Source organism: Pseudomonas fulva (assembly GCF_023517795.1).
GTDB lineage: Bacteria > Pseudomonadota > Gammaproteobacteria > Pseudomonadales > Pseudomonadaceae > Aquipseudomonas > Aquipseudomonas fulva_D.
On the sequence record NZ_CP082928.1, the window covers coordinates 2735471 to 2747584 of the forward strand.

11 protein-coding genes are annotated in these 12114 nt (G+C 60.5%); 3 read left to right on the top strand and 8 right to left on the bottom strand.

The genetic code is table 11. The features are described from left to right. Positions 1-37: 37 nt before the first annotated feature. Positions 38-283, top strand: coding sequence for a type II toxin-antitoxin system CcdA family antitoxin (locus K8U54_RS12350; protein ID WP_249906138.1), 246 nt, complete (start codon positions 38-40; stop codon positions 281-283). Beyond that, positions 283-600: a CcdB family protein gene (locus K8U54_RS12355; RefSeq protein ID WP_249906139.1), complete on the top strand. Its 318-nt coding sequence runs from the start codon at positions 283-285 to the stop codon at positions 598-600. Before K8U54_RS12350 ends, K8U54_RS12355 begins: the two co-directional genes overlap by 1 nt. A 73-nt stretch (positions 601-673) precedes the next feature. Here the strand turns inward: K8U54_RS12355 and K8U54_RS12360 are convergent, their stop codons facing one another. Then, a complete protein-coding gene (locus K8U54_RS12360) occupies positions 674-1087 on the bottom strand; it encodes a GFA family protein (RefSeq protein ID WP_249906140.1) in 414 nt (137 codons plus the stop codon). A gap of 184 nt (positions 1088-1271) precedes the next feature. Here K8U54_RS12360 and K8U54_RS12365 point away from each other — a divergent pair, with 184 nt between their 5' ends. Then, positions 1272-1970, top strand: coding sequence for an aspartate/glutamate racemase family protein (locus K8U54_RS12365; protein WP_249906141.1), 699 nt, complete (start codon positions 1272-1274; stop codon positions 1968-1970). A 157-nt stretch (positions 1971-2127) separates the two neighbouring features. On the opposite strand, the gene K8U54_RS12370 is transcribed toward K8U54_RS12365, so the two are convergent. The 7 genes from K8U54_RS12370 to K8U54_RS12400 all read right to left on the bottom strand — a co-directional run bounded on the left by K8U54_RS12370 (position 2128) and on the right by K8U54_RS12400 (position 12013). Continuing rightward, positions 2128-3054 (bottom strand): DUF4238 domain-containing protein, encoded by a 927-nt coding sequence (locus K8U54_RS12370; protein WP_249906142.1) that lies wholly within the window; start codon positions 3052-3054, stop codon positions 2128-2130. Positions 3055-3164: 110 nt separating this feature from the next. Then, positions 3165-3992 (bottom strand): abortive infection family protein, encoded by an 828-nt coding sequence (locus tag K8U54_RS12375; RefSeq protein ID WP_249906143.1) that lies wholly within the window; start codon positions 3990-3992, stop codon positions 3165-3167. A 120-nt stretch (positions 3993-4112) separates the two neighbouring features. Then, positions 4113-4511, bottom strand: coding sequence for a hypothetical protein (locus K8U54_RS12380; RefSeq protein WP_249906144.1), 399 nt, complete (start codon positions 4509-4511; stop codon positions 4113-4115). A gap of 455 nt (positions 4512-4966) precedes the next feature. Beyond that, complete coding sequence (locus K8U54_RS12385) at positions 4967-5293, bottom strand: hypothetical protein (RefSeq protein ID WP_249906145.1); 327 nt, start codon at positions 5291-5293, stop codon at positions 4967-4969. Between the two features lie 33 nt (positions 5294-5326). Continuing rightward, complete coding sequence (selO, locus tag K8U54_RS12390; RefSeq protein WP_249906146.1) at positions 5327-6790, bottom strand: protein adenylyltransferase SelO; 1464 nt, start codon at positions 6788-6790, stop codon at positions 5327-5329. Next, positions 6787-10134, bottom strand: a complete 3348-nt coding sequence (gene mscK, locus K8U54_RS12395; RefSeq protein WP_249906147.1) for a mechanosensitive channel MscK — start codon at positions 10132-10134, stop codon at positions 6787-6789. Before mscK ends, selO begins: the two co-directional genes overlap by 4 nt. A 136-nt stretch (positions 10135-10270) precedes the next feature. Next, positions 10271-12013 carry a potassium/proton antiporter gene (locus K8U54_RS12400; RefSeq protein WP_249906148.1) on the bottom strand — a complete coding sequence of 581 codons (1743 nt, stop codon included), beginning with the start codon at positions 12011-12013 and terminating at the stop codon, positions 10271-10273. Positions 12014-12114 lie beyond the last annotated feature (101 nt).

Consider the following 12114-nt stretch of genomic DNA (forward strand, 5'->3'; position numbering starts at 1 on the left):
GCATAAATTGTGCGCGTTATTCGGCAAGGAAATGCTCATGTTGCCTTCATACGATCTCAATGCCCCGAAACGAGCGGCCAACCTTCGCGTCAATGAGGATCTGCTCAATAAGGTCAAGGCTCTCGACATCAACCTCTCTGCCACCCTGGAAAAGGCATTGGCCCAGGCGTTGAAGGAAAAGCAGCGTGAGCAATGGTTGACAGACAACCGTCAGGCCATCGCTGCTTACAATGAGCATGTAGAGGCCAATGGCGTGTTCGGCGACGAATTGCGCAGCTTCTGATGCCGCAGTTTGCCGTTTATAGAAACATCAATCCTGCCACCAGGGCCGCCGTGCCCTTGCTGCTCGATGTACAGAGCGACCTGCTTGCGGAACTCGGTACGCGGGTTGTGGTGCCGCTCTATCCGGCGAGCATCCTGCAGGGAGAGATGTTGAAAAGCCTCACGCCACGGTTTGAAATCGAAGGTGAGCCGTACGTGATGATGACGCCGCAAATGGCGGGTATCGCCAACAAACAGTTGGGGCTCATGGTGGCGGATTTAACTGCGCGGCGTGATGAAATCATCGCGGCGCTCGATCTGCTGATAACCGGCATTTGAGCAAAGTGCGTGTGTGGGCAGGGTGGGTGACTCCGCAGCGCGGACAGGTGCTCGCCGTACGATCTGCGCGGGCTCAGCGCTGGCGATCGTCGCCCGGTGCTTTCTCCAGCGCCGACAGATCCTGTACCCAGGGCAGCGCCGCTTCGCACCACTTCTGCCAGGTCGGCCGCAATTGCTGCGACTCGGCCAGCACGCCGACGCGCAGACCGTAAGCGGTCGGGTTGTCGGCGTCATAGGTAAACAACTGCGAACCACAGTCGCCACAGAACGCCTGGGCACGCCGCGAACCGCTCTCCGCCACCTTCACATACACCTTGGGCGTACCCCGCAGCAGCGAAAATGTGCCAGGAAGCGCCGGCGTGGAGACCCGGAACGCCGTGCCAGTGAGCTTCTGGCAATCGTGGCAATGGCACACGCTGGTGAGTTGTGGGTCCGTTTCTGCGACGAAGGCGATGGCGTCGCAGTGGCAGCTACCGTGGACTTTCATGAGGGTCACCTGGGCTAGGCAAGAGAGTTGATTGTGCTGTGACGCGGGATCGGTGGGAAGACGAAGGTTTTTTATTTTGTGGAGGTTCGAGGCGAGCCTGCGCTGTGCCGCGAGCTGCCCGCTGTATATCTATACGTTGAGGCGTTAGGGTCGGCAGGATCAATCAATGTCAGGGAGATGACTCATGCGACGTATTGGCATTCTGGGCGGCATGAGCTGGGAATCCACCGCGGTCTATTACCGCCAGCTCAATGAGGGCGTCCGTGACCGGCTGGGCGGTTTGCACTCGGCTTCACTGTTGCTTGATTCAGTCGACTTCGCCGAGATCGCTGAACTGCAGCGCCGGGCCGAATGGCAGCAGGCTGGCGAGCGCCTTGCTCGCGCAGCACATGGCCTGCAGCAAGCTGGCGCGGGAGCCATTCTGTTGGCCACCAATACCATGCACAAGATCGCTCCGGCCATTGAGGCGCAGATCGATATCCCATTGCTGCATATTGGCGATGCGGTTGGTCAGGCGCTGCACGCCCGTGGCGTGGGCCGGGCCGCGTTGCTTGGTACACGCTTCACCATGCAGGAGGATTTTTATCAGCAGCGTCTGGCTGAGCGATACGGCATTGAGGTGCTGCTGCCGACTGCCGAGCAGATAGCCGAAGTCGACCGGGTGATTTTTGCTGAGTTGTGTCGCGGCGAATTCAATGACAAATCGCGGACTTTCTATCTTGATTGCCTCAGCCAGCTGTCCGAGCAGGGTGCCGAGGCGGTGATTCTCGGTTGTACCGAAATTGGGCTATTGTTGGCGAGCGAGCAGGCGAGCATTCCAATGTTCGACAGCGCCGAGTTGCATGTGCAGATGGCATTGGAGTGGATGCTGGCTGGGCCGTGAGCACCAGCCAGTCATAGCTCATGACGAAAGAGAAATGTTTATTTTGGACTAATAGCGCTGTGCCATAAATAAATCCGTCCCCTTTTCCCATAAATAAATCCGTCCCCTTTTCCCAAAAGGCAGTCCGCTGGAACGAGGGTTAGGCATTGCAGCGGATTTATCTGCGAGTTGGGTCATAGAGCGTTTGCAAGCGACCATTGACAACGCTGTATCCGATATTTTTGGGCGCTGGCTGTCCAAAATTATTCACTACAAACTTAGGCGGAATGGTCTGCCGAGAAAACACAAAACGCCTCGCTGCACCTAGGATGATGCGGTTCTGACGCGCAACGCCTTGGTTCGTCACCTCGCCGATCATCGCCACGGTTAGATCATCAACGAAGTGGAGGGGCACAGGTAGAACTTGCAGTGCGATATCGGGGGTTAGTGGCGCGTGAATATCAAAGGGGATATTGAAAGTAGTACGCCATGGCTCTTCAACGACCAGCCCTCCGTCAGTATAGAGATACTCCGCATCGCCAACACGACGTGTGATAAGGAAGACTGATCTCGCAATCACTTCAACATACTTTTTGTAAAGGTGAAGCATGTTGTCCAGCGCGCGGTCCTTGACGCTCATACTTGGTTCTGCCTGCTTCTCATGAAACGCAACCAGCCGGGCTAGATACTGAGGATGCCTCACCAAGAGCGCGGCGACGTACTGCGAAATTGCTTGGCGGATCTCGGGTGGAGTCGTGATCATCTCTACGTAGGGATTCACGCGAAAGCCCAGCTGTCTGGCTGTGCTAGCTTTCTCAGGATCGCCGCGAAACGACTGTCGGCTGACATTGGAAGGTTCGATTAGGTGTTCGATCATTCTCGTAGCCGGGCCGTCAATGGCTTCGGCAAACCACTCCTCAATCCCTGTATCCTTAGTGTCATCATCACGGAAGCGCGTGTACAACTCCGATTCGACTCCAATGTTCAGAGGGTTGGTGCGGAATGTCGATCCATCTGCTCGAGTCACCGTCACGAACCCCTGTGCGTCGGTCCAGTATCGAGACTGCGCCATTGGCCACCAGTGATGTCTCTTGGGCTTGTTCATAGTGTGTTTGCTCGCACGACGACTCCGCCATGCCTAACGTTTGATTAAGGGGCGGGCTTTAGCCCATCCCAGTGAGCGAATCGAACGGTTTGAACCATTTGTTAGAGTTTTTATCGGCGCTTTCTTTCATCCCACGTCTCTAAGACAAATAACGCAATCGTGTGAGCGGAGTGGATTGCGAGCCTCGCATGCCTTGGCTTAAGTTTGTAGACTTTCCGACCTTCTCCGTGCGCTGAGCTTGCATGAGTTCTGAAGGCGCCAATTCCATCAACAACTGATAGCACACCAGAGAGAATCCTTTTCAGGTCGTCATCCTGTAGCAGTCCCGGTTCAAAGCCGAGATCAGAGCGCACTACCTTCCAAACATTCTGCAGATCCTGCTTTTGAGGCATCTCCAGGTTTTCATCAGTAATGTAAGTCTTGAATATAGATTCCAATATATTGCAAGCAGCAGAGACTGCTTCCCTTGGCTCTGAGTTTACATTGGCAAGGGCCCTTGTAAATTCAGCATCTATTGAGGGAATATCTCGGCCTTTAATCAACTCGGCTAATGATCGGCTAGGTGTTGAACTGCCATCTGAAATTATGCCGCCCGCAATATATGTAAGATTACAGCGAGACAATATTGCCTCAATTTTTCTTTTAAATTCCTTTTTAGTGTCTGCAACATGGATGCTATACGTTGAGCGCGAGTTTTCCTCTATATCAGGAAACTCCATGTAATACTCAATTATGCGGCCTAAAACCACTAAGGGTCTTTCTGTTTCTTTATTGACGCGCCGCAGCCATGCTTGGACTTTTACTTGTTTTGAGCCCTCGGGTGGCTCTCCCGGTGCCTCTGCATAAGAGAAAAGATTGTCTAAGCTCGCATGACTCTCCAAGTCGGGCATATTCTCTGAGAGTACGGCTATCACCGGAGCCGGAATTTCTTTTCTCATAGGTCAACTCAAAAAATATTCAAAACTCTAACGTTTAGGCGTAATCGGCGCCGGAGCATAGCGGAGGGAACCCAAAAGCCCAGCTTTTGGGCGTCCGGTTGACGGACTTGTTAGCCGCCATCACTCAACCCTGCGCTGCTTCAATAGCTTGTTGATTTCGTTAACCGCATTCTGTTCTTCGATTTGGAATGCATTAGGTTCGATCGTGGCTTTCAGCGATTGAAAGCCAAGAAAGAGCGAGGCTACTCCAAGGATTAAGGTGGCCAAATCAGCTTTCCCTTTGAAAGTTGCCCAACCTGCCGCAGCGCAAAAAAATGCGACGCTGAGAGAATAAAGCGGTTTGAGCCTTTTGACCTTGCGGGCTTGTTCAAGACGAATGTTTTCCTGCCGGAATGGCCTCTCCTGCAGTAACTCATCGCTTGAACAATGGATCAGCAACTTGTGCTCATTTTGAGAGTGGTCCGTAACATTGAAGTCACCCTGAACATTGATCTGTCCATCGTTGTTGAAGTCTCGCAATCGTCGCCTCCTCGGGGGTAAGTAGTAAGTATTAGGGTTTTTGCTAGCGGCTAACAGTGATTAAATAGAAATTCTTTATCAATACGCTATTGCGGAATTCCGTATAACGTCGCTGCCTTATTGGCTGTGCAGGCTGAATTCTCAGAAAAAAACAATAGTTTGCCGCGTGGGCATACAGAACTCTCGCGTATTCGCGTGATTTGTGTCAGCACAGCACTTCTGCCCGGCGATGTAGGCGGCGAGGTCGTGGCGCAGCTGCGAAGTAGGGCGAAGTGCACTGCAAATTCCTTTTGGCAATGGTTTACGCGTGCGGGTATCCAGCCGCAGAGGGTTTCGACGATAAGAGGTTGCCCTGTAAACGGCAAGTGCCTGCCGGGCAATATGCTGCACAGGGCAGAGTTATGCGTGCAGACGTATTGGCGGATTACACCTTTGGCTAATACGCTCTACGTTGCTCAGCGGGTGTCCCACGCGGCTTTCTCTTTACCGAACTTCAGGCTCACTTGTTCCCCATGCCGATAAGACATAACGAAAGAAGACCAGCCCTCGTCGCGTCGCCGCGCGTTCGCCTGCAGCTGCCTGACCAGTTCGTTCAGCACTGCGTGATTCATCTCATGACGAGCTTGGGCGTTCTGTACATCACCCAGTTCAGTCGTCAGTTGAGTATCTATATAACCCTTGCCAACGATGCAGCTAAATGTAAAAGCGTCGTACTCCTCGAGAATCCCGTCGTCGATAAGAGTGAAAAGCTGCTGTGCTAGAGGAAAGTCATCAGTGACCATCGCGATGTAGCTCCCTTGGTCTCAATATGGCATTCACGAAGAACAACTGATCGACAGATGCTTACCCCAGTCCGGTGGCCGCTGCGCGTAATGCTCCTTGCCCGGCTGCTCGTCGAATGGGCGGGTCAGGACCTTATGCAGTTCACGCACCGGCTCGTAATCGCCGGCTTCGGCAGCGGCGATGGCTTCCTGGGCGAGGTAGTTGCGTAGCACGAAGAGCGGGTTGACCGCGTGCATACGCGCCTGGCGCTCGCTCTGTTCGAAGCCTTCGCGGTCCAGGCGGGCCAGGTAGTCGGCGCCCCAGGCATCGAAGCCCTGGAGGTCGACGAAGTCGTTGCGCACCACTTTTAGCGCCTCGGCTGGCGCCTGGTCACCCAGGTGGCGGAAGAACAGCGAGTAGTCCGTGGCCTTGCCGGCTTGCATCAGGGTCAGCAGGCGCTGGATCAGTTCTTCGTCGCCTTCTTCGGCGCTGGTGAAGCCCAGCCGTTTGCGCATCAGGTCGTGGTAGTGGGCCTGGTAGATCGGCAGGAACAGGTCGAGGGTTTCGCGCAGGCTGTCGACTTCCACCAGGGGCGTCAGCGCCTGGGCGAGGGCCGAGAGGTTCCAGTGGGCGATGGGCACCTGGTTGCTGAAGCTGTAGCGGCCGGTGTCATCGGAGTGGTTGCAGATGTGCTTGGCATCGAAGTCGTCAAGAAAGGCGTAGGGGCCGAAGTCGAAGGTGATGCCGAGGATCGACATGTTGTCGGTGTTCATCACCCCGTGACAGAAGCCGTAGGCCTGCCACCAGGCGACCATCTCCGCAGTGCGTTCCAGCACCGCCTTGAGCAGCGCGGCATAGGGCTGCGGTTGCTCGCGGCAGGCCGGGTAATGATGCGTGATGACGTAATCGGCGAGTTGCTTGAGCTGCTCGTGCTGGCGCGTGTAGTAGAAGTACTCGAAGTGGCCGAAGCGGATATGGCTGGGCGCCAGGCGCACCAGCATGGCGGCGGTTTCCTGCTTCTCGCGCCATACCGGGGTGCTCGAACCGGTCACGCACAACGCCCGCGAGCTGGGGATGCCCAGGGCGTGCAGCGCTTCGCTGGCCAGGAACTCGCGGATCGATGAGCGCAGCACGGCGCGGCCGTCGCCCATGCGCGAGTAGGGCGTCATGCCGGCGCCCTTGAGGTGCAGGTCCCAGTGTTCGCCGGCATCGTTGAGCACTTCGCCGAGCAGCAGGCCGCGGCCATCGCCCAGGCGTGGCGAGTAGCCGCCGAACTGATGACCGGAATAGACCATGGCGCGCGGCTCGGCGTCGCTCCACAGCTGGTTGCCGGAGAACAGCTCGGCGAATACCTCGCGCTGCGCTTCGCGCGGGTCGAGATCGAGCAGGGCCAGGGCACTGTCGCTGACCACCACCAGACGCGGCTCGGCGATGGGCTCGGGCAATATATGCGTGGAAAACCCGTCACCCAGGCCGGCGAAACGATTGTCGAAGGTCAGGGTGTCGAGGGTTTTCATGGTTTGGCCTCGTGTTTTTTCTCGGCTTGCTCGGCGCTCGCCAGTTGCTCGTCATCCAGCTTGAGCGTGTCGTGGGGCGCCGCTGCGCGGCTGAGCACGATGTCCATCTTCGGCGTGCTGGACAGGTTGATGTCGTTGTCGGCGAACAGCTGGTCGATACGGCGGTTGAGCTCATCGGTCGCGGTACCGCGGTCGCCCAGTTCCTTGACGTAGAACTTCAGCTCGTGGGTCAGGCCATCCGGCGCGTACAGGCTGAGCTGGGCGGTCGGTGCCGGGTCGCGCATCACCCGCGAATTCTCCTGGGCGGCCTGCAGCAGCAGGGTACGGACCTTCTCCAGGTCGGCGCCGCGGTTGACCTTGAAGGTCAGCACGATGCGGGTCACCGTATCGGTCAGGGTCCAGTTGATCAACTGGCTGGTGACGAACGTCTTGTTCGGCACTATCACTTCCTTGCGATCACTGTCGATGATGTGGGTGGCGCGGATGTGGATGCGCTTCACCGTGCCGGTCACGCCGCCGATGGTGACCAGGTCGCCGATGCGCACCGGGCGCTCGAAGAGGATGATCAGGCCGGAGATGAAGTTGGCGAAGATCTCCTGCATGCCGAAACCGATACCCACCGACAGCGCGGCGACCAGCCATTGCAGCTTGTTCCAGCTGACCCCCAGGGTCGACAGGGTGACCACGATACCGGTGCCGAAGATCACGTACGACAGCAGGGTGGTGGTGGCATAGGCGCTGCCCTGGGCCAGGCGCAGGCGCGACAGCACCAGCACTTCCAGAAGGCCCGGCAGGTTGCGGCCCAGGGCCAGGGTGATGGCGGCGATGATCAGCGCGTACAGGGCATCGAGCAGGCTGATCGGCACCAGCGAGGCGGCGCTGCCGACCACGGTACTGCTGTTGTATTCGTAGAGGGTGATGTTGTCGAGGTAGGCGAATACCGAGATCAGGTCGGCCCACACCCAGTACATGGCGGCGATGAAGCTGCCCAGCAGGGTCAGGCGGATCAGGCGCAGGGACTGCTGGTTGACCTGTTCGATGTCCAGGCGCGGGGTTTCCAGCTGGATTTCGGTGCCCTCGCTGTCCTCGGTGGTCTGCGCTTCGCGTTTCGCGGTGGCGCGCTGATAGGCCAGGCGCCGCGCGGCGACCGCCAGGCCGCGCACGAACACCGCCTCGACCACCAGCCAGATCAACAGCAGGTAGAGGGTGTCGATCAACCGGTCGCTGAGCTTCAGGGCGGTGTAGTAGTAACCGAAGCACACCGCCAGGAACAGGCCCAGCGGCAGCATGCTGAACAGCACGCCGATGAACATGCGGAAGGTCGAGGCGTTCTCCCGGGCCGGGCCACGCAGCAGCAGTTTCTGCAGCAGCCAGATCATCAGGCCGTAGCAGGTCAGTACCACGGCGATGCCGATGACGTCGTCGGACAGGCTCGACGGCTGGTGCTCGGCGACGGTGACCACCGCCACCAGCGCCATCACCACCACGCCCAGCCAGCGGATCTGCCGGTGCAGGTAGGCCACATGGGCACGGGCCCAGTGGAAGTGCAGCTCGGCCACGCCGCCCGGGGTGAAGATGCGGTACACGGTGTAGAACACCAGCCAGGCCTGGGCCATGCCGAGGAAGGCCGATCCCAGGTTGACGTTCAGGCCGCGGGCGTCCATCTGCAGGGCGAAGCCGCACAGCGCCAGGAGCAGGGTGCCGGGCAGGGCCAGCAACACGTTGAGGAGGATCGCCACCGGCGTGTGCAGCTGGCTGTCACGCTTGAAGTGGCCGATGTCCTTGTGCAGGTCGGTGAGTTTCTGGCTCAGGTAGCGACGCTTGAACAGCAGCAGGCCCATCACCAGCAGCAACGGCAGGAACAGCAGCGGCCGCTCGATCAGGCCGGCGCCGAGCTGGCTGATGTTGTCGAGCCAGGGCAGGTCGGAAATCTGCCGCTGCAGCTGGGCTGGGGCGCTCTTGAACCAGTCGAGGTTGAGCGGGTTGTTGCTGGGGATCCAGAACATCTGCTCGTCGAGGGTGGCGCGCAGGGCCGTGGCGGTGTCCTGCAGCTGTTTCTGGTTGAGCTGCAGGGTGATCGATTCGTTGAGCAGCGCATTGAGCTCGCGATTGAGTTGGTCATGCAGCACGCGGCGGGTGTCGATCAGGTCCAGCAGGGATTCGCGCAGTTCCGGCGTCACGCTTTCCGGCGGCTGGGCGGCCAGCTGCTTGTCGACGTAGGCGCCGGGGTTGGAAATCTGCTCGCGCTGCTGGTTGAGCTCGAACTGGTAGAGGCGGATGTCGGCGATTTCGTCGGCCAGACCGCTATCGAGCTTGAGCTTGGGCAGTGCCTGCTTCTGCTTGTAGAGGATCTTGGACAGCAGCAGGCTGCCCTGCAGCACGCTGATCTGCTCGTCGAGGGCCTGGTCGGTCTGGTTCAGGGTGTCGAGCTGCTGCTGGGTGCGCAGGTTGAGCTGGGTCAGCTCGTTGAGACGGTCGGTGCCGCGCAGCAGGTAGTCGGACAGCTTGAGGTTCAGCGCGCTCTCGCGTGACAGCAGGGTATCGGAGCCGCCGACCTTCTGCGCCTCCATGGACTGCTCGGCGACGGTGCGTTCGGACTGGTCGCGGCGCTTTTCGTTGATCAGGTTCTGCAGGTCCTGCAGCTCCACGTCCAGGCGCTTGATGCGCTCGTCGAGCAGGTCGCGCTGGGCGCTGCCCAGGTCCTGCAGCACGCTGTTGCCGGCCATCTCCTGGCGGCGCAGCTGGGTCAGGGCGCCCAGTTGGGCCAGCTCGGCCTTGAGCTGGGCGACGCGCTCGGCGCTCAGCGCCTTGCCGTCCTCGCGGCCGTTCTTGAGCAGGGTGTTGATCTGCTGGGCACGGGTCTGGTTGCCGCTGATCTCGGCCTGGGCACGCTCGGGGCGTGTCTGTGCGGTGATGATCAGGGTGTTGGCATCGTTGAGCTGCTTCTGCCAGTCGCTGAGCTGGGCGCTGCGCTCGCTGAGAATCTGCTCCAATTGGGCGACGCTGGTGGTGGCGTAGCGCTGGGCCACGGGCACCACCTTGGTGGCCTTGAGCTTCTCCAGTTCGCGGTGGGCGTCCTGGGTCTGGCGGGGCGCCTGGGCCAGCTGCTTCTCCAGCGCGGCCAGCTTCTGCTGGCTATCGGCCTGGGCCTTGAGCGCATCCAGGGTCCTTTCCAGCGTCTGGCGCACCAGGCTCTGCTCGGGCTCGACCAGCTTGCGGTCGGCCAGGGTGTCCAGGCTGCGCTGCACGTCGGCAGCGGTCGGGTTGGCGTCGGCCCAGGCGGGCGAATTGGCCAGGCACAGGCCCAGCAGGAAAACGGCAAGCAAACGACGGAAAGAGTGCATGGTCATGATCGCGGGGGTGGAGTCCTGCTGAGTCTACAGACTGGTGAGAAGTCCCGCGCGGCGATCTGTCACACGCTGCCGCGCATCGGCCCCGCCGGCTCGGCAGGGCGCTGACGGGCGGGCTGGTGGGCGGTTGTCAGAACGACAGACCAGGGCCCGGGCGGACGCCTTCGGGGAATCTGACGCCGACCTTGCGGATCTTGTTCCCGTCCATCTCGGCGACCGTCCAGGTCAGGCCCTGCCACTCGACCTGATCGCCGACCACCGGCCCGCCGCCGATCTGCTGGTTGATGAAGCGGCCCAGGGTCAGCGAGGGGTCGAGGTCGGTGGTGGCCAGGCCGTAGAGCGCGGCGATGGCGCCGAGCTGGGCGTCGCCTTCGAGCACGAAGTCGCCGAAGAAGCGCAGGTCCATGCCGCGCTGCGGTGCCTGGCTGAACAGCTTGCCGAGGGCTGGCAGGTCGTGTTCATGGCCGATCACGCAGAGCATGTCGCCGGCCTCCAGCACCGTGCTGCCGGACGGGTGCAGCAGCTGGTGGTGGCGAAACAGCGCGGCGACGCGGGTGGAGTCCGGCATCTTCAGGTCGCGCAGCGGCGCGCCGATGCACCACTTTTCCGCGCCCAGGCGATAGACGAACAGCTCCCACTGGCTGGTCGGGTGCACTTCCAGGCCGGCCCGGGAGATCGGTGCCGGGTCGGGCGGCACCGTCACCTTCAGGGCCTTGGCCACCCACGGCAGGCTGGCGCCCTGCAGCAGCAGCGATACCAGCACGATGAAGAACGCCAGGTTGAAATACAGCTGGGCATGGGGCAGCCCGGCCATCATCGGGAACACGGCGAGAATGATCGGCACCGCACCGCGCAGGCCGACCCAGGCGATGAACACCTTCTCCTTGGTATGGAAGGCGCGGAACGGGCTGAGCCCGACCAGCACCGACAGCGGCCGCGCGATGAGAATCATCCACAGCGCCAGGCCCAGGGCCGGCAGGGCGATGGGCAGCAGGTCGTGGGGCGTGACCAGCAGGCCGAGCACCAGGAACATGCCGATCTGCGCCAGCCAGGCCATGCCGTCGAGCATGTGCAGGATGCCGTGGCGCGAGCGGATCGGCCGGTTGCCCAGCACCAGGCCGCACAGGTACACGGCCAGGAAACCGCTGCCGTGCAGGGCGTTGGTCAGGGCGAACACCAGCAGGCCGCCACTGACCACCAGCAACGGGTACAGGCCGTGGGCCAGGTGCAGGCGATTGATGATCTTCAGCAACAGCCAGCCGCCGCCCAGGCCGAGCACCGCTCCGATGCCGAACTCCTGCAGCAGGTGGCCGAGGAAACTCAGGTGGAATTCGCCCTGGCCCTTGGCGAGCATGTCGATCAGCGTGACGGTGAGAAACACCGCCATCGGGTCGTTGCTGCCGGATTCGATTTCCAGGGTCGCGCTGACCCGCTCGTTGAGGCCCTTGCCGCCAAGCAGCGAGAACACCGCCGCGGCGTCCGTGGAACCGACGATGGCGCCGATCAGCAGGCCCTGCATCAGGCTCAGGTCGAACAGCCAGGCCGCGACCATCCCGGTCAGCACCGTGGTGATCAGTACGCCGACCGTGGCCAGCGACAGGGCGGGCCACAAGGCCACCCGGAAGCTGCCGACCCGGGTGCGCACGCCGCCGTCGAGCAGGATCACCGCCAGCGCCAGGTTGCCCACCAGATAGGCGGTCGGGTAGTTGTTGAAGATGATGCCGCCACCGTCGACGCCGGCGACCATGCCGACAGCGAGGATGATGACCAGAATCGGGATGCCAAGGCGCGAGGACAGCGAGCTGACCATGATGCTCGCACCGACCATGAGGGCGCCGACGAGCAGGAGGCTGTTGATGGTGCTGGCATCCAAGGCGACATGACTCCACGGGCGGAAAAGCGAGCCCGATTCTAGCCTGCAGGTCTGCGCCGCTGTCAAAAATAGTTACAAACCTCGGCAGGGCCGCGCGATGC